23 protein-coding genes are annotated in these 25,900 nt (G+C 40.2%); 11 read left to right on the top strand and 12 right to left on the bottom strand.

The window, feature by feature from the left end:
- Nucleotides 1-178: 178 nt before the first annotated feature.
- Nucleotides 179-676: a GNAT family N-acetyltransferase gene (locus tag Q1A31_RS17770; RefSeq protein WP_299879961.1), complete on the top strand. Its 498-nt coding sequence runs from the start codon at nucleotides 179-181 to the stop codon at nucleotides 674-676.
- A 123-nt stretch (nucleotides 677-799) separates the two neighbouring features.
- Here Q1A31_RS17770 and Q1A31_RS17765 read toward each other — a convergent pair whose 3' ends face one another.
- Both Q1A31_RS17765 and Q1A31_RS17760 read right to left on the bottom strand, forming a co-directional pair.
- Nucleotides 800-1,390 (bottom strand): SCO family protein, encoded by a 591-nt coding sequence (locus Q1A31_RS17765; RefSeq protein WP_299879958.1) that lies wholly within the window; start codon nucleotides 1,388-1,390, stop codon nucleotides 800-802.
- A 107-nt stretch (nucleotides 1,391-1,497) separates the two neighbouring features.
- A complete protein-coding gene (locus Q1A31_RS17760) occupies nucleotides 1,498-2,007 on the bottom strand; it encodes a copper chaperone PCu(A)C (protein WP_299879955.1) in 510 nt (169 codons plus the stop codon).
- 272 nt (nucleotides 2,008-2,279) lie between these two features.
- Here Q1A31_RS17760 and Q1A31_RS17755 point away from each other — a divergent pair, with 272 nt between their 5' ends.
- Nucleotides 2,280-2,762, top strand: coding sequence for a YajQ family cyclic di-GMP-binding protein (locus Q1A31_RS17755; protein WP_299879952.1), 483 nt, complete (start codon nucleotides 2,280-2,282; stop codon nucleotides 2,760-2,762).
- A 13-nt stretch (nucleotides 2,763-2,775) separates the two neighbouring features.
- On the opposite strand, the gene Q1A31_RS17750 is transcribed toward Q1A31_RS17755, so the two are convergent.
- From Q1A31_RS17750 to aceE, 4 genes are all read right to left on the bottom strand, one after another.
- The gene (locus Q1A31_RS17750) at nucleotides 2,776-3,615 is read right to left on the bottom strand and encodes an SGNH hydrolase domain-containing protein (RefSeq protein WP_299879949.1); all 840 of its coding nucleotides are present in this window, start codon (nucleotides 3,613-3,615) and stop codon (nucleotides 2,776-2,778) included.
- A gap of 239 nt (nucleotides 3,616-3,854) precedes the next feature.
- A complete protein-coding gene (lpdA, locus tag Q1A31_RS17745; protein ID WP_366943046.1) occupies nucleotides 3,855-5,282 on the bottom strand; it encodes a dihydrolipoyl dehydrogenase in 1,428 nt (475 codons plus the stop codon).
- Between the two features lie 82 nt (nucleotides 5,283-5,364).
- On the bottom strand, nucleotides 5,365-7,026 hold the full coding sequence (gene aceF / locus Q1A31_RS17740; RefSeq protein ID WP_299879947.1) for a dihydrolipoyllysine-residue acetyltransferase: 1,662 nt from the start codon (nucleotides 7,024-7,026) through the stop codon (nucleotides 5,365-5,367).
- A 14-nt stretch (nucleotides 7,027-7,040) separates the two neighbouring features.
- Entirely contained in the window at nucleotides 7,041-9,701 is a 2,661-nt protein-coding gene (gene aceE, locus Q1A31_RS17735; RefSeq protein ID WP_299879944.1) for a pyruvate dehydrogenase (acetyl-transferring), homodimeric type, read from the bottom strand.
- A gap of 160 nt (nucleotides 9,702-9,861) precedes the next feature.
- Here aceE and rnt point away from each other — a divergent pair, with 160 nt between their 5' ends.
- Both rnt and Q1A31_RS17725 read left to right on the top strand, forming a co-directional pair.
- Complete coding sequence (rnt, locus tag Q1A31_RS17730; protein WP_299879941.1) at nucleotides 9,862-10,575, top strand: ribonuclease T; 714 nt, start codon at nucleotides 9,862-9,864, stop codon at nucleotides 10,573-10,575.
- A gap of 69 nt (nucleotides 10,576-10,644) precedes the next feature.
- The gene (locus Q1A31_RS17725; protein ID WP_299879938.1) at nucleotides 10,645-11,013 is read left to right on the top strand and encodes a Rieske (2Fe-2S) protein; all 369 of its coding nucleotides are present in this window, start codon (nucleotides 10,645-10,647) and stop codon (nucleotides 11,011-11,013) included.
- A gap of 29 nt (nucleotides 11,014-11,042) precedes the next feature.
- Here the strand turns inward: Q1A31_RS17725 and Q1A31_RS17720 are convergent, their stop codons facing one another.
- Nucleotides 11,043-11,354, bottom strand: a complete 312-nt coding sequence (locus Q1A31_RS17720; protein WP_299879935.1) for a hypothetical protein — start codon at nucleotides 11,352-11,354, stop codon at nucleotides 11,043-11,045.
- Nucleotides 11,355-11,805: 451 nt separating this feature from the next.
- On the opposite strand from Q1A31_RS17720, the gene Q1A31_RS17715 reads away from it, so the two are divergent.
- Entirely contained in the window at nucleotides 11,806-12,840 is a 1,035-nt protein-coding gene (locus tag Q1A31_RS17715) for a ribonuclease T2 (RefSeq protein WP_299879932.1), read from the top strand.
- Between the two features lie 57 nt (nucleotides 12,841-12,897).
- Here Q1A31_RS17715 and Q1A31_RS17710 read toward each other — a convergent pair whose 3' ends face one another.
- The gene (locus tag Q1A31_RS17710) at nucleotides 12,898-13,284 is read right to left on the bottom strand and encodes a hypothetical protein (RefSeq protein WP_299879929.1); all 387 of its coding nucleotides are present in this window, start codon (nucleotides 13,282-13,284) and stop codon (nucleotides 12,898-12,900) included.
- A 280-nt stretch (nucleotides 13,285-13,564) separates the two neighbouring features.
- On the opposite strand from Q1A31_RS17710, the gene Q1A31_RS17705 reads away from it, so the two are divergent.
- From Q1A31_RS17705 to Q1A31_RS17695, 3 genes are read left to right on the top strand one after another with little or no spacing between them, the layout of a single operon-like run.
- Entirely contained in the window at nucleotides 13,565-13,801 is a 237-nt protein-coding gene (locus Q1A31_RS17705) for a ferrous iron transport protein A (RefSeq protein WP_299879926.1), read from the top strand.
- A gap of 48 nt (nucleotides 13,802-13,849) precedes the next feature.
- Nucleotides 13,850-16,180, top strand: coding sequence for a Fe(2+) transporter permease subunit FeoB (gene feoB / locus Q1A31_RS17700; RefSeq protein WP_299879923.1), 2,331 nt, complete (start codon nucleotides 13,850-13,852; stop codon nucleotides 16,178-16,180).
- 2 nt (nucleotides 16,181-16,182) lie between these two features.
- The gene (locus Q1A31_RS17695) at nucleotides 16,183-16,419 is read left to right on the top strand and encodes a FeoC-like transcriptional regulator (protein ID WP_299879920.1); all 237 of its coding nucleotides are present in this window, start codon (nucleotides 16,183-16,185) and stop codon (nucleotides 16,417-16,419) included.
- A gap of 259 nt (nucleotides 16,420-16,678) precedes the next feature.
- On the opposite strand, the gene Q1A31_RS17690 is transcribed toward Q1A31_RS17695, so the two are convergent.
- Nucleotides 16,679-18,292 carry a hypothetical protein gene (locus Q1A31_RS17690; protein ID WP_299879917.1) on the bottom strand — a complete coding sequence of 538 codons (1,614 nt, stop codon included), beginning with the start codon at nucleotides 18,290-18,292 and terminating at the stop codon, nucleotides 16,679-16,681.
- 132 nt (nucleotides 18,293-18,424) lie between these two features.
- Complete coding sequence (locus Q1A31_RS17685; RefSeq protein WP_299879914.1) at nucleotides 18,425-20,482, bottom strand: ATP-binding protein; 2,058 nt, start codon at nucleotides 20,480-20,482, stop codon at nucleotides 18,425-18,427.
- A gap of 58 nt (nucleotides 20,483-20,540) precedes the next feature.
- Here Q1A31_RS17685 and Q1A31_RS17680 point away from each other — a divergent pair, with 58 nt between their 5' ends.
- The 3 genes from Q1A31_RS17680 (at nucleotide 20,541) to Q1A31_RS17670 (ending at nucleotide 24,076) form a co-directional block, all read left to right on the top strand.
- Nucleotides 20,541-21,206: a response regulator transcription factor gene (locus tag Q1A31_RS17680; RefSeq protein ID WP_299879912.1), complete on the top strand. Its 666-nt coding sequence runs from the start codon at nucleotides 20,541-20,543 to the stop codon at nucleotides 21,204-21,206.
- Nucleotides 21,207-21,537: 331 nt separating this feature from the next.
- Nucleotides 21,538-23,415 (top strand): hypothetical protein, encoded by a 1,878-nt coding sequence (locus Q1A31_RS17675; protein ID WP_299879908.1) that lies wholly within the window; start codon nucleotides 21,538-21,540, stop codon nucleotides 23,413-23,415.
- 76 nt (nucleotides 23,416-23,491) lie between these two features.
- Nucleotides 23,492-24,076, top strand: coding sequence for a hypothetical protein (locus tag Q1A31_RS17670; RefSeq protein ID WP_299879905.1), 585 nt, complete (start codon nucleotides 23,492-23,494; stop codon nucleotides 24,074-24,076).
- A gap of 24 nt (nucleotides 24,077-24,100) precedes the next feature.
- On the opposite strand, the gene Q1A31_RS17665 is transcribed toward Q1A31_RS17670, so the two are convergent.
- Together Q1A31_RS17665 and Q1A31_RS17660 are read right to left on the bottom strand one after the other, a co-directional pair.
- Complete coding sequence (locus Q1A31_RS17665; RefSeq protein WP_299879902.1) at nucleotides 24,101-25,282, bottom strand: hypothetical protein; 1,182 nt, start codon at nucleotides 25,280-25,282, stop codon at nucleotides 24,101-24,103.
- Between the two features lie 136 nt (nucleotides 25,283-25,418).
- A complete protein-coding gene (locus Q1A31_RS17660; RefSeq protein ID WP_299879899.1) occupies nucleotides 25,419-25,844 on the bottom strand; it encodes a hypothetical protein in 426 nt (141 codons plus the stop codon).
- Between the last annotated feature and the right edge of the window lie 56 nt (nucleotides 25,845-25,900).

Here is a 25,900-nt window from a genome sequence, read left to right as displayed (position 1 = left end):
TGCGAAAAGGCTATAAGGTATGATAGTAAAAACAATGACTTGGTTGCTTAATTCAACGGCATTGGGGGGGTGACTTTATAATTTCCCAATAGCGCTAATAAATAAACCTTGAATAGACAGCTCTAAATCCTTTAATTAAACTAGCTAACTTGATCATTTAAAGCGCTAGGGGGTTCAGATGAGCTCGGGTTTGATTCGTTCCGTAACCACAGATGATGCAGCAGCAATCTGTGAAGTTTATAACTACTACATTGAGAACACCTGTATATCTTTTGAATATGACCCTGTCTCTGTTGAAGAGATGACTCGTCGCATTAGCGCTACTACCGAGTCATATCCATGGATAGTGTATGAAGAGCAAAGCAAGTTAATTGCTTATGCTTACGCGAATAAATATGCAGTTAGAGAAGCTTATAAAAACACACTGGAAGTAACTGTTTATGCAGCAAATGATAGCGGTGCTAAAGGTATTGGAACTAAATTATACGAGCACTTGTTTAAAATATTAGATGAGACTACCAGCGCGCATTCTTTAATGTCTGTAATTGCATTACCTAACGAAGCCAGCGTAAGACTGCATGAGAAACTAGGCTTTGAAAAAGCCAGTCACTTTAAAGAAGTGGGCTATAAATTTGATCAATGGATTGATGTAGGCTACTGGCAGAAGATGCTTTAGTTCCTGTTAGTTATCACGGTCTTTTGTAAAAAGTGCCCCAAAGTAGGGGGGTGACTTCATAACGTTTAAAGCTTAGCCTCAAACGGTTATGAATAGTGGAGTGTTTCTCGAAGCGCTAAATAGCTACTCATTAATCAGCTTACGTATAACCTCAACCGCACGATCGACTTCAACAGCATGTGGAAGATATTCTCTGATCTTTCCTGTTTTATCTAAAACGAAAATATAGGCGGTGTGATCAACAAGGTAACTTGCGGCTGTTGTGCCTTCTGCTTTTCGGTATTTAACATCATAGCGTTCAGCGATTTCGTCAATCTTTTCTTTAGTGCCTGTTATCCCCACCATTTGCGGGTGAAAGTACTTGGTATAATCTGCCAGTTTCTGCAGAGTGTCTCGGTCTGGATCTACACTGATCATTATTCCCTGAACACTTTTTAACTCTTCTTCATTTAACTTTTTAAACGCCGCACCAATCCTGGAAAGAGACGTTGGGCAAACATCTGGGCAAAATGTGTAACCAAAATACAGAAGAGTTACTTTGCCCTTGTAGTCACTTAAACTGACATCACCGTTAATGCTTTGTAGTGTGAAATCTCCACCAGGTGGATCTATATATTCGCCAGATTTTGGCTTTGGTGGCTCAAAGAAACTATTTCCAATAACTAAACCCAACACAAGTGCAATGATGGAAAGAGGAATGAGGGCTTTTGACATAATGGCTATGCTCTAATAAATTGGTATTGTAAATCAGCTATTTACAAGATTAACATACAAAGATGTTAACCTTGTTTCAGTGTTTTTTATATGGTTTCTATACAGAGTTATTCAACCGCTATTTTCTTAACTTCTGTTTTAACGGTCTTGGTTGAACCATCTTTAAACGTAAGTTCGATATCAACCATCTCACCGGGTTGTAGGTCCTTTTTCAAACCGATCAACATAATATGATATCCACCTGGCTTTAGTGCTGCAGTTCCATTTGCCTCAACAGATATTTTTTCTACCTGACCCATTTTCATCATGCCATCAATCATTTTGTGCTCGTGAAGTTCCGCATGGTCACTGGCTGTGGTATCAACAGATACTAAATCTTGTAATGCCGAAGATGAGTTTTCCATATTCATAAACATTGCCGTCACTTTTTGTCCGGGAGGCATTGCTCTTATGTAAGGGTCAACAATCGATATTGAGTCTGCAGCTGACATCTCAGCTTTTGCTTCTGTTTTAGTCTCTTTTTTGGTCTCTACTTCAGCCTCAGTTTTGCTGTTATCACAGGCATTGAGAAAAAAAGAATATAAAAGAATTAACATCAATTGATAGGTTCTAGACATAAGAGATACCGATATAAGTTTATAAATGAACACGTAGTATATAACTGTGAATACTCATTTTCATAGGGTAGTTATGATTAAAAATTGTAGAGAGAAGCTGGCAGAATACATAAAATATTTTAAGGTTACGGTACGTTCAGAAATCCTTATGTTTCTTAGTTATTTACAACTAAATTGGCGTTAAGTTACCACTCGGTCACAAGTTTTTTACTGTAGAATAATGGTGTAAAATACTCCTATCATAAATAATAAAATCGTAAAGAGGTAAATCTATGCCATCGTTTGATGTTGTTTCAGAAATCGATATGCACGAACTACGTAATGCAGTTGATCAGGCAAATAAAGAAGTCACCACCCGTTATGATTTTAAGGGCAGTGATTGTTCTTTTGAATTAAATGATGAAGTGATTACGCTGAAAGCTGAAGGTGAATTCCAGATAAAACAAATGCGAGATGTTCTACGTTCTAAAATGGTCGCAAGAAAAGTAGATACCAGCGCTCTGGATATTCAGGATGTTGAAGGTCAGTTAAAAAATACGCGGCAGAGAATGTTACTTAAACAAGGTTTGGATGGTGATGCTGGTCGTAAGGTTAGCAAACTGATCAAAGCCGGTAAATTCAAAGTCACCACTCAAATGCAAGATAAGCAAGTACGTGTTACTGGCAAGAAACGTGATGATTTACAGCAGGTGATGGCGATGCTGCGCGCTGAGGATATTGGCGTACCCGTTCAATTTACAAACTTCAGAGATTAAGCGTTTATTCTCATTAAAGAGATTCAGTCAAAGCAGATAATTGAGAGTTCTTAAAAAGAATATTTCCCAGATAGCGTGCGCCATCGCGACTGAGATGGCCACCATCAAAAGAGATTATCTTTGCCTTATCGGTGAAGACAGGGCAGCTTGATCCAGGTCCGCATACCACGTTATGCACATCTACAAATACTTGTTCGTCCAGTAATTTAGCCATTAATGTATTGATGTCGAGTTGATGGATATCGACCTTATTTCGTAGTTTTAAACGTTGGTTTTTGTCTAAATATTGCATGACTTGAGTGTCCGGTTTTAAAAAACTCCGTCTTCCAATCACAAATAATTTTTGCTCTGGTGAAAGCCTGAGGTTAGCAATCGTTTTTGGCAAAGCTTTGACCGCCCACATTCTCCAGAGTGCTGATAATATTATGACATCTGCTTCTGCTATTTGTGCTTCGGCTAGTTCGAGGCTATCTGATTTTTGACACAGAGTGACATCGTTCTTATGAACTTCCCTGTGCGATGTATTTCCGAGATATATCTGACATCGAGTCGGGATATAACGCGTTCTAATCTGGCTGTGTGTTAATAGTTTATTTTCAGCGATGGCATTCAAAAAATCTTGTGCGTGACTATCACCGATAATTAGAATTTTTGTTTGGTTAATATTTTGACTATCGGTATCGAAAGGTTTTTTCATTAACTGTAAGAAGCGTTTTCTTACGTATTCGCCGTTAGCGTTTGTTGGAGAGTTTGATGATAGTTTTGAGTTATTATCAGCAAAAGATTTTTCAGGGAAACAAAAGTTAACAGCCAATAAGAAAATTGCCGTGATAAGAATTCTAAAAATTTCCATGCCCCTATTAGGATCTCTATTCTGATATTCGTTTTTTATGACAGTTTAACTGTAATTAAGTGCAACTGGATATACTGAAACATTCTTCGAGGTTAACAGAAAAACCGCTTAAAAGTAGGGGGGTGACCTTACTTTTATTATTAAATATTAATTAGCAATTATTAATTAGTGCTAATAAAAAAGGCGTTCAAATGAACGCCTTTTTTATGTTTTTAATTTAGAAATTTATCTCTCTAAATTTACTTTCTTTTTGGTACATAAATATCTGTACAAGTACCTTCAGCAACTTCTGCAGCGAAGTTGAATGTTTCAGAAAGTGTTGGATGCGGATGAATGGTTAAACCAATATCTTCAGCATCAGCACCCATTTCAAGTGCCAATACAGCTTCAGCGATTAGTTCACCAGCGTTTGTTCCAACGATACCGGCGCCAATAATCTGGCCAGTACCTTTATCAAACATCACCTTAGTCATACCTTCGCTACGGCCGTTACTTAATGAACGCCCACTTGCAGCCCATGGGAATGCACCTTTAGTGATTTCAATACCTTCTGCTTTACATTCTTCTTCTGTTTTACCCATCCATGCAATTTCAGGATTGGTATAAGCAACAGATGGAATGGCACGTGCATCAAAGAATGCTTTGTGACCCGCAATCACTTCTGCAGCTGTTTTTCCTTCATGGGTTGCTTTATGTGCAAGCATTGGTTGCCCAACGATGTCACCAATCGCAAAGATGTGAGGAACATTCGTACGCATTTGGTTATCAGTAGCGATAAAGCCATGATCATCCACTGCAACACCTGCTTTATCAGCATCAATCAGTTTACCGTTTGGAGAACGGCCAATTGAAACGAGTACGCGATCGAATGTATCAGACTCTGGTACTTTCTTAGCTGTCTTTTCATCAAGCGCTTCAAATTTACAAAGCATGCCTGCATCAGATGGCTCAATAGAAGCAAGTTTAGTATTAGTGAAAATGTTTTCGTACTGCTTAGCGATACGACGCTCTAATGGCTTAACAAGATCGCGATCAGTACCAGGCATCAGGCCTGGAGATAATTCTACGATGGTTACTTGTGAACCAAGTGCATCATAAACTGTAGCCATTTCAAGGCCAATAATTCCGCCACCAACAACCAATAAACGCTTAGGAATATCTTCCAGTTCTAGAGCGCCTGTCGAGTCCATTACGCGTGGATCATCCCAAGGAATGAAAGGTAGCTTAGTTACACGAGAACCTGCAGCTATAATACAGTTATCAAAGGTAACTTCTGTTTTAGTGCCATCTTCTGCTTCAACTTCAATCGCTTTATCAGAAGTGAATTTTCCGTAACCCTGAACAATAGTTACTTTACGTTGCTTAGCAAGTCCTTTCAGGCCGCCTGTGAGTTTGCCAACGATATCATCTTTGTTCTCACGAACTTTATCGATTTCAATTTTCGGTTTGCCAAAGCTAACACCGTGGTGTCCAGCTTCTTCAGCTTCTGTAATTACTTGAGCAGTATGTAACAAAGCTTTTGATGGGATACAGCCTACGTTTAGACAGACTCCTCCAATGCTTTCATACTTTTCGATCATTATTACTTCTAAACCTAGATCGGCTGCGCGAAAAGCTGCTGTATATCCGCCTGGGCCAGAGCCAAGAACAACTAGGGGTGCGTGCATATTAATACTTCCTTCTATAGATAGCGGTAAAAGTTAAGATTAAAAAAATCAATGGTACAATCAATTATTATTTGTTCGTACTTTATACCATCATTCGTCGAATGTCAGATAACATTTTACTTAAATGAGAAGTAAATCGAGCACCATCGGCTCCATCTATGACTCTATGGTCATATGAGAGTGATAATGGCAGCATTAAGCGCGGCTTAAATTCACTTCCATCCCATAGTGGTTGTATAGAAGATTTTGATACACCAAGCACCGCCACTTCGGGCGCATTTACGATAGGCGTAAATTTCGTTCCACCAATGCCTCCAAGACTCGAAATAGTAAAACAACCGCCTTGCATATCAGATGGTTTGAGTTTTTTATCTCGCGCTTTTTGTGCGTATTCCCGAATCTCTTGTGATATTTCTACTAAAGACTTTTGATCAACCTCACGAATAACAGGAACCACCAATCCATCTGGCGTATCGACTGCGACACCGATATTAAAATATTTCTTGAGAATCAGGTTTTCACCGGTACTATCCAAAGAGCTATTAAAACGAGGGTAGAGTTTTAGCGTAGTAACAACAGCTCTAATAATGAAAGCCAAAGGCGTAATTTTTATGCCATCTTTTTCCATCTCTTTGCCCATTTGCTTACGAAAGGCTTCCATCTCTGTGATGTCGGCTTCATCGAATTGAGTAACATGAGGAACAGTTACCCAGCTACGATGTAAAAATTCACCTGTGAGCTTATTGATCTTACTCAGAGATTGCGTTTCAATTTCCCCAAATTTTGAAAAATCAATTTCAGGCATAGGTGCGACACCTAAAGAAGATCCACTTCCTTTGGTGTTTAATGCCTTCTTAACAAATCCTTTTACATCGTCTTTATTAATACGTCCTTTGCGACTAGTGCCATCAACTTCACCTAAATCTACACCCAATTCACGGGCAAACTTGCGAACGGATGGGCTTGCGTAAGCTTTACTGAAGCGCTTCTCATCTAAGTGAACAGTAGGTGATAATTTATTTACAGGAGATTTGCTCGGCTTGGCCTCAGCTGGCGCAGATACATTGAGCTTAACTGCATCTTCTTTAGGAGTTGGTTCTTCTGCAGGTTTATCAGCGATTCCACCAGTATTAACTTCCATCATTAATAGTACAGAGCCTTCAGATACTTTATCTCCGATTTTTACTTTAAGTTTTAGGACTTTACCCGAAGCGCTGCTGGGTATTTCCATAGATGCTTTATCTGATTCAACCGTGATGAGTGAATCTTCAGCTTCTATGATATCGCCTTCGGCAACTAACACTTCAATGACTTCTACCTCATCAAAATCACCAATATCTGGTACGATTATTTCTTCAATGCTGGTTTTTGAGGATGAGTCGGTAGCTGGCGCATCAGTGGTTGTTTCCTGCTTGACTGGAGCATCTGTTTTAGTAGTCTCAGTTTGTTTCTCTGTAGCGCTAGTAGCAGGTGCTTTATCAGATGAAGTTTCTGTCGATTCAGAATCATCAACCTCTAACATTAATAGCACAGTGCCTTCTGATATATTGTCACCCATACCTACTTTTAATTTCAGGATTTTCCCTGAAGCACTACTCGGAATTTCCATTGAGGCTTTATCTGATTCAACCGTAACAATTGAATCTTCAGCTTGAATAGTGTCGCCTTCGGCAACTAAAACTTCGATAACCTCTACGGCATCAAAATCGCCTATATCGGGTACTACGATTTCTTTAATACTCATGATCGTGGCCTCCCTTAAGCTTGTAGTGGGTTAAGTTTATCGGTATCTATACCGTACTTTTCAAGCGCATCAGCGACTTTCACCGCAGGTAAAGTGCCTTCATCTGCCAACGCTTTAAGCGCTGTAACCGTTATTTGGTAACGGTCAACTTCAAAATGCTTACGTAGTTCTACACGCGTATCGCTTCGTCCAAAGCCGTCTGTACCTAAAACGGTATAAGCGCTGGGTATCCACTTTCTCACCTGTTCAGAATACTGCTTAATATAATCAGTAGCGGCTACTGCAGGACCGCGATGACCCGTTAATTGCTTGGTAATATAAGGCACTTTCGCATCTTCTAATGGGTGTAATCTATTCCAGCGCTCAATCTCGTGTGCTTCACGAGCGAGTTCATTAAAGCTGGTACAACTCCAGATATCAGAATCCACACCCCAGTCTTCGAGTAATAAATCGGCTGCTGCTATCACTTCAAGCAAGATAGTTCCAGAGCCCATTAACTGGACTTTGTTCTTCTTTTTGCCGCCATTTTTCAGCAAGTACATACCTTTGACGATGCCTTTTTCAGCACCTTTAGGTAACGCAGGTTGCTTGTAAGATTCATTCATTGCAGTGATGTAGTAGTAAACATCTTCCTGCTTGTTGTACATGCGATTCATACCGTCATGAATAATCACTGCCATTTCATAAGCGAAAGTAGGGTCATAACTGATACAGTTTGGAATCAATCCGGCTTGAACCATTCCGTGTCCATCCTGGTGTTGTAAACCTTCGCCAGCGAGTGTTGTTCTACCCGCAGTTGCTCCAATCAGGAATCCACGAGATCGTGAATCACCCGCTGACCATGCGAGGTCACCGATACGCTGGAAACCGAACATAGAGTAATAAATATAGAACGGAACCATATTAACGCTGTGCGTACTGTATGCAGTTGCTGCAGCAATCCATGATGAAAAAGCTCCAGCTTCGGTAATACCTTCTTCAAGAATTTGACCGGTTTTGTCTTCTTTATAGAACATCACTTGTTCTTTATCTTGTGGATCATAAAGCTGACCTACAGATGAGAAGATGCCGAGTTGACGGAACATGCCTTCCATACCAAAGGTACGAGCTTCATCTGGCACGATAGGCACCACGTATTTACCCATTTTCTTATCGCGAGTAATCATTGTTAACATTCGAACAAATGCCATTGTTGTAGACATTTCACGATCACCTGAACCATCAAGAAGTGGCTGGAAGATATCGATGGGGGGAACTTCGAGTGGAGCCGCTGTACTTTTACGTACCGGAAGCGAACCACCTAATTGTTTACGGCGTTCTAGTAAGTATTTTTTAGCAGGGCTATCATCTTCTAGTTGGTAATATTTTGCTGCAGCTGCATCTTCATCGCTTAGAGGAATATTGAAACGGTCCTTGAATGCGATCATTTCTTCTTCGGTTAATTTCTTTTGCGAGTGAGTACGATTCTGGCCTTCACCTGCTGCACCCATACCGTAACCTTTTACCGTATGCGCAAGAATAACCGTAGGGCCATCTTTGTGATTCACTGCAGCATCGTATGCGGTATAGACTTTATGAGGATCATGACCACCACGATTCAAACGCCAGATATCATCATCAGTCATGTTTTGAACCATTGCGCTCAATTCAGGATAAGCACCAAAGAAGTTTTCGCGAACATAAGCGCCATCTTTTGCTTTGTAGTTCTGGAATTCACCATCAACGACTTCAAGCATGCGCTTTTTCAAGATGCCGTCTTTATCTTTAGCCAATAATGGGTCCCAGTAGCTTCCCCATAATACTTTGATAACGTTCCAGCCTGCGCCACGGAAGACTGCTTCCAATTCCTGAACGATTTTACCGTTACCGCGAACGGGGCCATCAAGGCGTTGTAAGTTACAGTTAACGACCCAGGTCAGGTTCTCTAGTTTTTCACGTCCTGCCAATGAGATCGCACCCAGTGTTTCTGGTTCATCGGTTTCACCATCACCTAAAAATGCCCAAACACGTCTGTCTTTGGTATCTGCTAATTTACGATGTTGTAGGTACTTCATGAAACGTGCCTGGTAGATCGACTTTATTGGTCCTAGTCCCATCGAAACTGTCGGGAATTGCCAGTAATCAGGCATTAACCATGGGTGAGGGTAGGAGGATAAGCCTTTGCCGCCAGCTTCTTGTCTGAATGTATCGAGTGTTTCTTCATCAAAACGACCTTCTAAAAAAGAACGTGCATAAATACCGGGAGATGCGTGCCCCTGGAAATAGATAAGATCACCGCCATGATCAGGCGTTGGTGCGCGCCAGTAATAATTGAAACCAACATCATAAAGTGTTGCTGATGAAGCAAATGATGCAATATGCCCACCTAACTCGCTAGCTTTGCGGTTTGCTCTAACGACCATAGCGGCAGCATTCCATCTAATGAAAGAACGAATACGACTTTCAATACCCGCATCACCCGGACAGGTTTTTTCTAAATGAGGAGGAATGGTATTTATATAAGCAGTGCTTGCACTATAAGGAAGGTTCGCACCATTGGTTCGGGCCGTATCGATTAGTTTTTCTATAATGAAGTGAGCGCGTTCAACACCCTCTGCTTCTATTATTGCTTCGATAGACTCCGTCCAATCTAGCGTTTCCTGGGGATCAACATCATTTATATGGTCGTCGCTCATTATTTCATCTCAGTGATATTATTTGTGTTACAAAGTTTAGCGTCAATTTGATTTTTGTCAACGTCAAATAAATCAGTATAAATATCAGTAATATACAGAGGTAGAATAATATATTTATCGGTTGGTGTTAATTTTAAAGCTATTGTTGTAAGCTCGCCTGATGGAAATAAATCTTAAAAAACCACTGCTTAATAGCAGTGCAGTTGAAACAAGCGATACAGAAGAAATTGAAGAATGTCTTTATCCTTTAGGGGGAAGATTTCGCGGGTTTTTACCCGTCGTTATTGATATGGAAACAGGTGGCTTTAATCATCATACCGATGCTTTATTAGAAGTCGCTGCCGTTACACTTAGATGTGATGAGCATGGCATGTTGTCACCCCACAGCACTTATGGATGGCATGTAAATCCTTTTGAAGGTTCAAACCTTGAACCTGCTTCATTAGAAGTGAATGGTATTGACCCTAACCTACCATTTCGTCAAGCGATTGCGGTTGATGAAAAGAAATGTCTAGATGAGCTTTTTCTGATCGTCAGAAAAGAAATGAAAGCCAATAATTGTAAGCGCGCTATATTAGTAGGGCACAATGCAGCTTTTGATCTTAACTTTTTGAATGCAGCGGTGCAGCGCATTGCCAAAAAACGCAATCCATTTCATCCGTTCAGTACTTTTGATACGGTGACATTAGCGGCAATGGCCTATAAACAGACGGTTTTAGCTCGCTCTGTTAAAGCAGCTGGATTCCCGTGGGATGCTAATGAAGCACATTCGGCAGTGTATGATACTGAAAAGACAGCAGATTTATTTTGTAATATCATAAATCAATGGGAAGACAAAATAGGAACGAAGAAACTAAACGGTTCAGAAGAATAGCGTTAAAGGGTTTGCATACGTAAATTACAAATATAAGTCATAACCATAAAAAAGCCATAATGAAACTCAATGAAAAAAGACAGCGATGTAACTAGCAAATTTCTGTGTAAGCTTTCTGATCTTGAGAATTTATCTTGTAAAAGTTTTACCGTTGACCACCCACAAAAGTCATCTCGTATATTTATAATAAGAAAGGCCGATGACGTTTTTGGCTATCTAAACGTATGTCCGCATGCCTTAGCACCTTTAGAGTGGAACCCCGATGACTTTCTTGATGAAAAAAAGGAATTTATTATATGCTCAATGCATGGGGCAAAATTCACTATAGAAGAAGGTACATGTGTTGAAGGACCATGCAACGGAGTTGGTTTAACTAAAGTAAATCTAAATATTACTGATGGGACTATCTTTATCGATAATCCCAAGAAAGTAGGTTAATGAATGGTCAATCAAATTTACTAATTCTATTAACCATCAATGTAAGAGTTTATTTTAGAAACAGCAATAGAATGAAGTTTGGCAAACATTTCTGTAAGCTTATGCCACATAGCTGACAAAACGTCGAGAAGGAGGTTTTCAAGTGTAATTGCCCCTAAAATAAACGAAGGAATAGTGATTGTCCAAACTAAATAAAAGGGTATATATGTAGTCTGATTACCCGTAAAAAAGAACCAGTTTAAACATAGCCATAATACACTCCCGGTAATAAATGCGGTTAACGCGCCTTCAAGACCAAACGTTAGTCTATTTCTTATAGTTTTTTCTTCATTGTTATCCATTTCGAAAGTTTTCCCCTATCTTAGTTTATTTTTATTTTTAAACATAAGCCTTTAGTTTGCTCAAAGAAGAAACTCTGCTTATGGTTTTATTACAAGAAACTGTAATTGAGTCCATTTGTTTAACTGTGACTCATTGAATTTTTAATTCAGACTAATAATTGCATATTTACTATTAATGAATGCTTAATAAAGATTTTAACTTTAAAACTTTTATACACTATAAATACTGTTACATATTACTATAAAAAAGCAGATCTTTTAGGTGAATAACTAAAGATGATGCATTGATTTACACTTAGGGAGACATTATGTCTAGCAAACTAGTTATTGAAAAATATGTGAATTTTACTAAAGTCCACTAACTACTTTCATGTATAGCATTTATGATTAAGTTCTTTTTGCGATAATTTAATTATATTTAGTAAATTAAAATTTAAGAGTGTTTTTGGGAATGTGTTATAAAAAATATTTTAAACAGCGCTTTTTAAAACAAGTAGCACAATTCATTTTTTTAATTTTTCTACTTCCAATTTCATCTGCAATCGCAAAAAAACCTTCCCAGTGTTTTGAAATTCAAAAATCCTGTCCAGCATTTCAATCTTTTCGAAAGAAAACCAATCCTGGAAACGTCATTGTTAAAGAAGGTAATAGTTACTCGATTATTCAAAAGAGTAAAAAAGGCACTCATTATAGAGTAAGAATTGAGGGTATCGATAGACAAGAGCGTTGGATTGAAAGCCGCTGTGGGATAAAAACCAATCAATGCGGTACTTCGAACAAGGAAAAAAGTGCCTTAAAAACAATCGCACCAAAACCTAACAATAAAAAAGCAAAATCAGGGCAGTACTTATTAGCGTTGAGTTGGATGCCTTCATTTTGTGAGTCGCGATCTAATAAAAAAGAATGCAGATCGTTGGGTGAGAATCGATATGACGCGACGCATCTTTCATTGCATGGTTTATGGCCGCAACCTCGCGCTAATGCGTATTGTGGGGTAAGTGATACGGACAAAGGTATTGACCGAAATAAACGCTGGCATCTTTTAGAGCCTTTAAAACTATCCCATGAAACGGTTAAAAAACTTGCATTTGTTATGCCAGGTTACGCATCAAATCTGCATCGACATGAATGGATAAAACACGGTACCTGCTATGGCACTGACGCTGATACTTACTACAAACATTCGATTGCATTAACACAAAAAATTAATGAGTCTGCTGTCGGTCGTTTGTTATCAAAAAATATTGGGAGGAAGGTTTCCCTCAAGCAGATACGTCAATCCTTCGATAGTTCATTTGGCAAAGGTGCTGGCAAAAAAGTCGACTTACGCTGTGACCGTAAAGGGCGAATCAGTGAATTGTGGATAAACTTTACCGGTGTCGTTACCGATAAATCAGCAGCTGCTTTAGATGTATCTAAGTTAATGAAGTCCGCTATAGATGCTGGCTCTACCTGTTTTAAAGGCTATGTCGATAGGGCTGATTAGCATTTTTTGTAATATGTTTTTCGCTATTTTTAGCCCGTGAAAAACGATCAGTTATGTTTAATTAGATAAGCTTAGTGCTTTAACGATTTCTGATTCATTAAACGGTCGAGTGAATACCGCGTATAAAGGCAAAATATCGTTCAATTTATCAACGTATTGGCGTTCGCTTTTATCCACAAAAACAATTACTTTAGTCTCTGGAGAATAGCGTTGTAAGGAATAAAGCATCACATCAAGATTGCTGATGTTTACTCCTGCGTAATTATTGCCGTATCCATAAAAGAATTCTGCCGCAATGAAATCTGGTTGTGTATTCTTTATCTTACTCATCAGTTTACGCATCGACTTAAAACACAACTCCTCTATACCTACCTTTTGATATAGCTGAGTAAAGTAAGGATGTGTCGGTGATTCAATCACACTGAAAATAGTTCGCTGTGGCATGAGTATATTGTTATCTCTAAGCTAGCATTTGTATATATCTCAAATAGCTAAACAGTAGCTGGGTTAATTTGAAATTGAATAGTGTTTAAAATTCCCCGCTCTGTAACAAGCTCTATTTACGTTTGATAAAACAAAAAAACGACTAAAAGTAGGGGGGGGACTAAAATAGATAAAAATTGATATATGTCATGCCTAAAAACGAGAATCATTTGCATTTAAGTTTTTGCTTATATACAATTCTTTTTAATTCTATTAGTTTAAGTAAATTAGAGCTAACACAATGCTAAATCCAAGTCCGCTAGTCAGTCATCAAGAATGTTCTCATGTATATGTGAAGAAGATTGTTTCCGATTGTAAAACACAGGTTCGTTTGCTCGGGCTTGGCATTGGCATCGGTTCTTATCTGCAGATATTACGTAATCGTGGTGGAGATATGGTATTGGCAAATAACAATAGCCGTATTAGTTTAGGACGTTCAATCGCCGAAAAAATTCTTGTTTCAGACGATCTTAGTTAACACGATCACTAGTTAACACAGTTTGAAATAACGGTTCTGGTATAAAAGATGGCTAAAAAATGTTGTGGTGGTGAAGTTTGCGATCGCGAAAACACCCCATGTGGTGATTTGAAAATAGCACTAGTGGGTAACCCGAACGCGGGTAAAACCACCTTATTTAATAAGCTCACAGGATCACGTCAAAGTACCGGTAACTGGCCAGGTGTTACGGTTGAACGCAAGCAAGGCTACTTCAAATATAACGGTCAAAGCATTCGTGTTATCGATTTACCCGGGACTTACTCACTGGATTATTCCGATGCCTCTGAAGATGAAGTCATTGCGCGTAAATTCTGCCTCGATTGTCCTGAACATATCTTCGTCAATATTCTTGATGCCAGCACTCTGGAAAGAGGTTTATACCTAACCCTGCAATTGCGCGAACTGGGTATTCCGACATTGGTCTATTTGAATATGATCGATGTGGCGAATAAGCGGGGGATGAAAATCAATGTCGAAGAGTTATCTAAACAACTGAAGTGCCCTGTAATCCCGATATCGTTAAAAGATGGCCAGACCTCAGCGCAGATACAAAAGCAACTGCTCAAAACAAGTCAGGCCAACAATAATCCAGAAGATTTCGCGCTTCAATACGATGAGAATGTTGAGATTGCGTTAGCTGAATTAGAACGCAAAAATCAGTGTAATCGACCAGAAGCATTGAAAATATTGCAGGAAAATCAGTCCACAATAACGGCGAAGATGATCGCTGATATTGAAGAAAAAACGGGTGAAGAACTCGATTTTCTTCTGGCAGAAGTTCGTTTTGAAAAAGCCACAGAGTTGGCAAAGCAAGTTGTTACAGAGCAGGGCAAAGTCAGCCGAACACGTTCTGACAAAATCGATAAATATGTGCTGGGTAACTGGCTCGGTGTGCCGATCTTTTTAGCGATGATGTATTTGCTATTCACCTTCAGTATCAATATTGGCGGTGCTTTTATTGATGTATTTGATCTCACCGCTCAAGCCTTTTTTGTTGATGGTTTGGGAAGTCTGATGGCAAGTATCGGTCTGCCTCAATGGTTGATTACCATAGTCGCTAATGGCTTTGGTGGTGGTGTTCAGGTTGTTGCCACGTTTATTCCTATTATTGGCGCATTATTTCTGTTTCTAACGATTCTTGAAGAGTCCGGTTATATGTCGCGTGCGGCATTTGTGATGGATCACTTTATGCGCAAGCTGGGTATTTCGGGCAAAGCATTTGTGCCGTTGATTGTCGGATTCGGTTGTAACGTTCCCGGTATTATGGCGACACGTACTCTGGATGATGCTCGCGAACGCATCATCACCGTAATGATGTCTCCTTTTATGTCGTGCGGTGCGCGTCTTGCGGTTTATGCTTTATTTGCTGCGGCTTTCTTCCCCGTAGGCGGGCAGAATATTGTTTTTTTGTTGTATTTGATTGGTATCTTATTTGCCATCATGACGGGTTTCATCCTGCGTAAAACCCTATTGAAAGGCGAAGCGGAAGACTTTTTTATGGAGTTACCGAATTACCAGATTCCTAGTATCAACAGTGTATTATTGAATAGTTGGGGCAAGCTCAAAGGGTTTATTTTTGGTGCAGGGCAGATCATTATCATCGTCGTCACGATCATTAATGTATCGAATTCAATAGGCACTGATTTTAGCTTTGGTAATGAGAACTCAGATAAATCAGTACTTAGTGCAACAGCCAGAACGGTAACGCCCATTTTTAAGCCGATGGGTATTGAAGAAGACAACTGGCCAGCAACCGTAGGCATCATCACAGGCTTATTAGCAAAAGAAGTCGTGGTAGGTACACTTGATGCTTTGTATTCTGGAATAGACAAACCCGTTACAGAAGTCAGCGAAAAGGAGCCGTTTGTTTTATCAACAAGTCTGAAAGTAGCTTTTTTAACAATTCCTGCTAATTTAAAAGATGTGGCAAGTAGCTTATCTGATCCGCTTGGTTTATCAACCGTCGCTGATGTTGCAAGTCAGGAAGAAGCGGCTGCAATTCAGGAGATAGATATTTCAACGTTTGGTGCCATGCATAAACGTTTTGATGGCAAAATTGGCGCATTCGCTTATCTTTTGTTTATTCTTTTGTATTTCCCCTGTGTCGCTGCAACAGGCGCAATGATTCGTGAAACATCAGTGGGCTGGGGTTTATTAGGTATTGGCTGGACCACTGGTTTAGCCTATGCCACAGCTGTGATTTTCTACCAGTTAGCCACTATCTCACAGCACCCAACACAATCAATTATCTGGGTGGTAAGTTTGTTAGCGATACTGACGGCAACAATTTACGCGTTTAAGGTCGTAGGTAATAAAGAGCCGGATAATCATAAGCCATTGAACTCTTCGGTGAGCTAACCATGAAACTCGGTGAAATCAGAAACTACATACAACAACGCCAGCAATCTTCGTTAAACGATGTCTCCATTCATTTCGATATCAGCAAAGAAGCTGCGAAGCTTGCGCTCGAATACTGGATTAAAAAAGGTAAGATCGCAGAGCAGGGCGCATCGTGCGGAAGCAGCTGCAATGGTTGTGGCGATGCAGATGAAAGTTACCAATGGGTAACGAATGAGAAGATCGTTCGCTGGTTGTAATTTAATCGAATTAATGATGAAGCCACCCCCCACCTTTGAGGCACTTTTTATAAAAGTGCCTCAAAGGTGGGGGGTGGCTTATCCAGGTCAAGCAAAAACCAACTAAGCTCATTGCCGTTACCCGAAGGAGTTGTCGATGTACTTCGATGTATTATTGTTGAGCTAATATTTCAGGAAACTATTTTTACTCATTTTGTTAAGTAGTATAAAAAAAGGGACAGTAAACTGCCCCTTTTCCATGAATCATCAAAATAGATAATCAATCTACCAAATGTACCCACTTATAAAATTCACCGCCATATCCATCTCCTGTCTTACCTTTAACCATTAAAGCCCCACCATGCGTTGGATTACTTGGTGGAATGCCATAATGCATATCCCATGAGCCACTATCTTTTCGCCATGCAACATTATTCTTACCGGTGACTTTCTGTGGCCAGAAATACTCGATGCCTTCTGCATTTCCGATAAGAGTGCGGTTGATGATTCTGCCGGTTTCAGGGTGTTCAAATGTCACTTTTAGCTTATCGATGTAAGATTCGCTTTGTGCGTCTAGATAATTAATACATTTTGAAATTGGACCGGATATATCTTTCATACTTGCTGAGACGCCAAGTCGCATATGGAGTGGTAGGTTTATCGTGCCAGTTTTTTTAAGCCAGTTTGTATCTCGTGTGCTTGAAATTTTGATATTTCCTCCGTCCGCACGATTTATACCGAAATCTAGACCTTTAAATGACAAGTTCATATCGTATCGACAGTCATCCTGATCAGCCAGATTCATACGGTACACCAGCTCATAACTTGCGTTTACAGTGCCTGTAGTATCCTTACAATTATCCGTACGAGGACCTGAATAACCGATGTAATGTTTATCACCGATATTACCTGAATTCATCAATTTGAATGCCTGTGAGGTACATTGATCATCACCCCAGAAGTAGGGTACAAAACTCACGTCATTATTCTTTTTACATTCTGCGGTTGCTACCATTGATGCCTTATTACCTGTAGCGCAGTAAGGCTGGTTTTCTTCGGTGTAATCACCGCCATAGTTATTGTGGTGATCTATGCGCAACGGTTGTACCGTTAACCCTCCACTGGTTTGATTGATATAACCGGGAAAGCCCCAAATCTCAGGTGTTTGATAACCTGTACTACCACCGTTGTAGAATTTCACTTCATCATTTTGCCAGGTAATTCCAACCAGATTGTCACTCAATTTATGGATATAACCGGGTGTACCACGCACTGATTCCGGGGTGCGTCCCGCCTGTGCAAATGCATAGAAGTCAACATCATCATGTGCAATGTACGTGGAGACCCGTGCAGTTGAATCTGATCCTTTACTATGGCCAAACACACTAACATCAGGCTTATTGAAGCGGGTTTTTAGTGTGTATAGCAAATCATCAAGCGCGTTAGCTGCATCGCTTACGCTGTTATCGTAGTTAATCGCATCGAATATATCTGAGTTATCACTGTACTGTAAGGATAGGTAAGTACGACCTGCATTGGGTGATATGATGGATGTGAATTGTTTGTAGTCTCCATTTTCAGCATTAGTGCCTGGCACAAAGATGTCGAATTTAGATAAACAAGCTGGCGCATCTGCAAATTTGGCTCTTATACGATCTTCAACACAGCTGGCGATCTCTTCACGATCTGCCGTCATGGTACAGGCGACACCGGATGAAGAGTGTTGGCTAAGATCTACGATATAGACATCGTCTTGAGTAAAGGATTTGTTACAGCTGGTTGTGACGTCATCTGGCGGTGTTGAGGAATTATCTGACCCTCCGCCACCGCCGCCACAGGCAACGAGAAAAGCATTGAGACAAAGGACAGTGCTTATGCGCATTAAGTTATTCATAGTGATCTCCGAAATAGTGAGTAAAGTTGTATGTGCTACGGAAATAACTATAGAGATCGGGTGATAGCTAAGGTATGGGGTGAATCCCCCATTTGAATTAAAAAAACAGGCTATAAGTAGGGGGGTGACATTTTATATTTCAAGGGCAAAGCAAGAGCCTTTATTCTCGATTGAATGAATACTTATTTTAAGATTATGCTGTTCTGCCAATTCTCTTGTGATGGCTAAACCTAAACCTTCACCGTCCGAGCTTTCGCCCTTTTGGTAAAGCTGTTGTAATTTATCGATGGCTTCATTCTTGATTCCATTGCCGGTGTCATGAACTTCAATTCTTATTCCATTATTGAGACGACGGCATCCAATTAGGACTTTCCCTTTATTGGTGTTTTTAATCGCATTTGATGTGAAGTTGGAAACGATGCGCATCAATACTAATGGCGGGAGTTGAGTGATAAAACTGGAATTTACCATTCGGAATTCAAGCCCTTTTGCGAGAGCTTCGGTTTCGAACATTTGTTTGATGGTAGATAGAATCAGCGAGACTGGGTATGGCTCAATCTCTGAAGAAATGATTGTGGTGTTTTCGTCTGCACTTTCCTCCCCAGCTACATTGAGTGAATGACTGATTTGATAATCTGAACCTGCTGTTTTTGCTTCCCCTGTTTCTTCTAATGCGTTTACTTCTTCAGGTCGTGATTCCTGCAAATAGCTATTACAAAGCTGTTCCATATAATCAAAGGCATCGTGTAATTGCTGTTTTATTTCGGGGCTTTGTTTGTGTGAAATACTGTCCATGGTTGATCTTAACGAGATCAGGGGTTGTCGAATATCATGGCTGGCGGTAGCGAGTTGTTGTTGTCTTTGTCGGGCGACTTCGCGTACTCGCGAATAGTTTTTTTCCGCTTCAAACAGTGATTTATTCATCTCTGCTTCGCGTTTTATGGCTTCTAGCTGCTTTTCCAAAGCGATCTCATGGTCTTTTCTTAAGCCTAACATTTGAGCGCTGATGATTGTCATGACCGCGATACCGATCAGTAAATAGGTTGTGTAATTGGCATAGCTGATGAAGGCATCGGGTAAGTTTTGCGAGAAGAAAAATAGCACAGCCAGTACACCGACAAAGAAGGTAATAATGACCATCGTTAAGGTGGTGAATTTGTTTCTTTTGGAGCTTATCCAGCTACTCATCGCAATCACGTTAAACAGGAGCATCAGGAATAAAAAGACATTGGCGATTGCAGAAATTACGGAGAAGTCTCCCTTGACGACAAAAGCGATTAGTAGCAAATTAATGAACGCCAGAGCTAAACTGATTTTTTTAAACAGTATTTGGTTAACCCCTAAGTTGGAGACTTTGCTGCTGATATAGAAGCCGGCTGCGTTTATAAATAATAGTATGTAAAGCGCTGCGCTCTGATTCCAGCGTGGTGAATCGGGCCAGATAAACTTAAAGGAGAAGCCGTCGATGGTCGCGATTAATAATAGACCGAGCAAAAACAGTGTGGCGTAATAACTGCCGATTGGGCTTTTCATGATAAGTGTTAGTAGCAGGAATAGCAGTCCTAGTGATAAGCCAACCGCGTAAAACCAGGCACTTAATACATTATCCGCATTGACGATTTCGGCAAAACTTAATGGTGATTCCAGGGAGAACGGGAGGAATGTTGATCCGCGCGTTTCATAACTGATTAAAATGTTAGTTGTTTCGTTGGGCAGGATTTCAATCAACTCGGTATTGAGCAATCTAAAGTTACTTTTGCGCGCTGAAAAGGGCGTGGTTTGATCTTCGTTTAGAATGAGTTCGAATCTATTGTTTTGATTCGTGTTGACTAGAAAGGCTTGCAGGCCTAGTCGATAGGGCACTCTTGCTACGAGCTTTTGTAATGATGTCTGCTCTGTATTGTTGTTAATGCTAAGCAATAGCCAGAAATGAGAGTCGTGGCTGCCGACATTGAATATAGCATTCTCTAACTGTATAGCCTGTTCAGACATTAATTGAGTGAGGGCAGCATCTTTGCTTAATGTAAGTTGAGGGTCTTCAATATAGGCTAGGCTGCTGATATCAACGGTTGAGTTTTGCGCTTGTGTATTTTCGGTGTTTGAATTCTGAGCGTGCGCGACAAGATTGCATCCCAATAGCAATGTGATTAAAAAACACCGAAAAAGAATGAAGGTTCTAGAATTAGTCATAGTAGTTGATATACAGTGAGGGTATCACAATTACCTTTTGCGGAAATCTATTCCATAAATGTCTGTTGAAACTGTCAGTCCAGAGTACACCGCTATCATAGCCGATGATCATCAAATTGTGCGTCAAGGTTTGAGAGTGGCGCTTGAAACCAAAGGACTGGTTGAGCGCAAAGGTATTAGTGTGGTTGCAGAGGCGGAAAATGGTTTTGAAGCGATTGCCGAGGTTAAAACCCACAAACCCCATGTGTTGTTGCTGGATATCGCAATGCCATTGGCCGGTGGCGCTGAAGTTGTTAATGATATTCAGCGCTGGAGTCCAGACACTAAAATAGTCGTGCTGACGGGAATCAATGCACCGGGTTTGGTGTGTAACCTTCTGGATGCGGGGGTTGATGGTATGTTTTCCAAAGGCTCGGATATGCAGGAGCTTTATGAAAAACTGCCGTTGATAATTCGAGGTACGCGCTATATCGCACAGAGTTTTGTTGATTTGATGGAGTCGTACAACAATAGCCAGAGTTTGACGGAACGGGAAAAGCAAACCCTGAATATGATCATCGCCGGTAAAACCAATAAAGAAATTGCGAATATTCTGGTGATCAGCCCAAAAACCGTAGACAAGCATCGCACCAGTTTGATGAACAAACTGAATGTGCATTCGATCGCCGAATTGATCACTTATGCATTGCGCAATGGCTTGATAGACCCTGATCATACTTCCTGACTCTCTTTCGTTTTCTTGAATTGTTTACATCAAATTCCGAGAATAAGGTGTGGAGCAATCTATTGATATGGGGTGAATCCCTTATTTGCCGTTTGAATAAATTTTAAATTCTGTGATTTATTTACTACAATAAAATATAAAGTCATAAATAATAAAAAATGCAGCTGAAGTTGCAGCTGTTATTGCGAGGAAAAAACGATAAGTAAAAGTGGTACAGACCGCTTCGACCTAATAAATATAAATGGGGGATTTACCCCATAACAAAATAACCTCGGTTTCTCTAATCTAGAAACTAGCAATAACGCTTATAGAGAATATAGAGGATAGAGACATGAACACACTAGCAATGAAGTTGGATTCAACTAACGGATCTGCATTAGCAGAATCATTTCATGCATCACTGGTATACATTTTCGGAGTTTTATTTTTACTCGCATCAAATGTTGTGTTGATGAGTAAAGCCGAAGCCGCAAATTGTGGTGGCTTAAATCAATATGCCTGTAAGGTCACATTTAAACGCCTCAAGGCATGTGATAAAGGCCTGCATAAAAACTATAAAACAAAACGCTGTGTTCGCAATAAAAGAATACTTCCACCTAAACAGAAGAATTGCGGCAAGCTAAATCAGATGGCATGCAGAATTACAGTGACCCGTCCGAAGGCCTGTGATTTCGGTTTACACCGCGATAGCCGTACATTCAGATGCGTTAAAAATAGAAAAATTCTACCGCCCAAGCAGAAAAACTGCGGAAAATTAGGTCAATATGCTTGTAAGGTTACAGCGACGCGCTTAAAAGCTTGTGATCTTCATTTGGTGAAAGATAAACGCACCAACCGTTGCAGAAAAGTAAAGTCGATCATTCCGCCAAAACAGCAGAACTGCGGTAAGTTAAATCAGTATGCCTGTAAAGTTACGGTGACTCGTCCTAAAGCTTGTGACTTCGGATTAGTCAGAGATAAAAATACCAAACGCTGCAGAAAGATGAAGTCAGTTCTTCCTCCCAAGCAAACCAATTGTGGCAAGTTGGGGCAGATGGCATGTCGTATTACAGTTACTCGTCCTAAAGCTTGTGATTTTGGTTTACATCGAGACAAACGTACCTTCCGTTGTGTAAAAAATAAAACAGTGGGTGAAGTGATAGTACCTCCGATGAAGCATTGCGGTAAGTTGAATCAACGTGCATGTAAAAAGTGGGAGAGGGTTGTGGCTTGTGATAAAGGTCTTCGTAGATACCCGCCAACAGGTAATTGTGTAAAGAGAAAAAAAGTTAATATTAAGAACTTCATAAAAACCGCCAAGAATGTGAAGAATGAATCATTTGGATTAATCAAGATCATGGCTACTGGTTACGGCTGTTACTTTAAAAATCCACCAGCGGCTGCATTACTAAAAGCAGGCCTAAACGGTAAACAGAAGAAAAAGGGTTTTATCAAGGCATTGAAGAAAGCGATCAAAAACAAGGATGCTAACTTCGGTCTGGTTCTTGGGCAATCAACGTGCATCAAACAGATTGTTTCTCAGGCAAGCCGAGAAGGGTATAAAACGCTAACCATCGGCTATTCTGGTGGAGGGTCGTTAGGTGTAGGTGCATTTGCAGATAATGGGTTTGCCTACGATATAAAAGCGTTGAATCATTTCTTTAAAAGCCCAAATACAAGAAGAATACCAAACCCAACGTTCTATCAGACAAAAGCCTATTCGGGTGGAATTCAGGCTGGTCTTGCTGGGGGCTTCAATCTGGGTATATTTAAAGGTTCAAGTGCGGCTGATACCAGAGGAAGTGATACACATGGTGTTACCTTTGAAGCGGGTGCAGGCGTTGGCGGGGGAACAGGAATCTGGTTTGATTACAATGGGAAACTGGATGGAATTTCTGCATCGGCAATAGTTGGAGCATCAGGTAAAGCGGGTGCTTATAATCGAATCAACACATCTTTCTATAACCTGAAAGGTCCAAATGTAGTTAATTGTGGTGCGAGAAACCAGCGCGCCTGTAAGCCTTGGGAAAGTGTTCCGGCTTGTAAGAAAGGTCTAAAGCACAATCTGACAACAGAGAAATGTCATGTTAAAGCCATACAAGCCATACAAGTTAGAAAGCTAAATTGTGGTGCTAATGGTCAACGTGTTTGTTCAATTCAAGAGCAAGTACCAGGTTGCAACCCCGGTTTAAAAATCGATTTCAAACTCAAGCGTTGCGTTTATAAATAATCCCCCAGTAATAAAGTTACCCCTGAATCTATTTAAGGGGTAACCAAAATTCAGGTCTTAAGCCTAAGGATCAAATATGAAAACTTTACTCAATCATTCAAAACTTGTTATCACTTTTTTATTAACATTGTCTTTCTTCATGATGAATCCCGCGTTTGCAGCGAAAGCAGAATTACCCTATGCAGACCAGGTTCCCGCTGGCGAGCCGATGGCAATAGACGGCATTTGGAAGAATGCGGTTTTAAATAAAAACTTTCGTTTTGAAGGTGGCCGAGGAATTAATTTAGATCCTTGGGTTGCCTATATATTCTGGAAGGTGGAGCCTGAGATGGTCGCGATGCAAAACATGACACAGGCAGCCCCGGGAAAATTCATCGGCTATAACTTAATTGATAAGCAGTCATTTGAAATTACCTTACAGCCCAATGGAATCATGAAATACAAATCTGCCATATTTTCCTCTGATTTCGTCCCCGTGCAATTAGATTACCCTGACCAGATGGCAGCGGAACTGGCAAATATGGGTGGAGGTAGCAATGCGCAAATGCAAGCAGAAGTTAGCCCCGAACCAGCTCCCGCCCCAGCGCAAAACCCTGAACAATCAAATTGTTCTAACTGGGCTATCGACCCTGAAACAAATACACCAGTGTGTATGGACTAATCAGAATTTACTAACTTTTATTACCTAACTACAGCCATTTGCAATGGGATAACGCTTTGCAATGGCTTGTGGTGTAGGTTGTTTGTAAGGTTTTTTAAGATAAGGAATATTTTTGTTTAACCTTTTGTTTTGCCCTTGCTTCTTCTCTGCAAGCGATTGTGCTTTTTTATAGAAAGTGACGGCTTTTTTACGTTGACCACGTGCGTCATAGAACATGCCTTGGGCAATGTATTTATGGTATCTGGCTCTTAGGGTTGTTGTTTTAGATGTGTTGAGTTCTTTGATCTTGCCCAAATTGCTCAACATATAAAGTTTAAGTGCTTTAAAACGATTAACTATTTTGCGATATTTAGAGAATTGTTTTTGTGCTCTGTGGTTATCGTTTAGTGCTTTTTGAGAGTAGCCACAGTTGTTAAAAACCTTTTGATAGGCAAACGAAAACTGTGGATTATTCGGATAACGTGATCTCAGAGTCTGGGTTAAATCCAGATACTGGCATAAATTATCTGAACCACTGTAGATGATTTCATTGACCACCATTCGACCTGCTTCCGGGGCAAACATCGGGCTCTCTTTCACTGCCTGATGGATTAATTGAATACCTTTGTTTCTATTACCGGAAAAGTTTACTAATTTGCTCAACCAGCGCAAACCAGGGGGAACAGAACCGGTATAGAACTCAAACAAACCAATACCAATTAAGCCATCTTTTTCATCAGGATAGTCACGCATCAGTTTTTGTAATTTTAGTCTGGCCTGTTTGCCATTTTTATACGCCGCCATCCATTGTTTACGACCGGCATAGGCTCTCGCGACTAACATCTGAGACATGCCGCTATTTAACAGATGTTTTGGGTTTTCTGGGTTGGTTTGTAATTGTCGCTGTGAATGTCTAACGCTTTTTTCTAAGGTAGATAAGGCTTGTTGTGCACGTTTCTTGTTTTGTCCTTCACCGGATAATGCCCATTGAATAGCGCCTTCAAAGAAACCATTCATGGGGTCTGATGGGGCTCTTTTTATTTGATGGGATAGCAGTCGTTGCGCGTGTTTAAGCTGATTATTCATCAATTGGTCGATGATTTTTCTGCCGACCTGGGCTTCACAGGCATAGCTGTTTATCGGTAACAGTAAGCTCAATAAAAAGGTAAAGATGGATACTTTAGTCAACACTACGGCCACAATATTTTCTGGGTCATTGGTTAACAATAGCGACACAAGGGAAAGAGATCAAATTCAATAAGAAATATCTACTCTGAGCTCAGTCCTTTATTTATATAAAGTCATTAGAAAAGTGCGATATGCGTTAACAACTTAACTATCCACAACTTAAGGTATGAGAAGTTCACTTTGACAATTTAATGCGAATTCCAATATTCGAGGAACCCGTTTCATCATATTGTTCGCAGTATAGTGACACATGACTTTGTTCATCTTGCCCTTTCCAGCTCGACATTATGGTTGCTTGTTCGGGCCAGTAAAGCTCGTTTTTAGATGATATAGGATTCACCAAAACAGCGTTTGCCATTTCTTTAGCTGCGGCGCAGGTTTTCTCGTAGCCATCATGCCTTAGTGATATGTAAAGTCCATTGGGTGAGAGTATCTGAATGGTTGTATCTGATTTTTTGTTCTGAAAAAAGTTCAAGCGCTCTGAGTCAGTTTCTTGAATAAAACCATAACGTTTAGCAAATTCAGGAATCTCTTTTTGAGATTTCAGACTTACCGCATCACGAAAAAATTCTGACCCTAATTCATCATCAGCGTATGCCATTCCTGAAAATAGAATGCTTAAAAGCAGTATAGATATAGTAGATGTGATAAATGTGA

The sequence above is a fragment of the uncultured Cocleimonas sp. genome, assembly GCF_947495625.1.
Classification (GTDB): domain Bacteria; phylum Pseudomonadota; class Gammaproteobacteria; order Thiotrichales; family Thiotrichaceae; genus Cocleimonas.
Note: the sequence above shows the minus strand (reverse complement) of the source record. Positions and strands in the feature narration are given on the sequence as shown.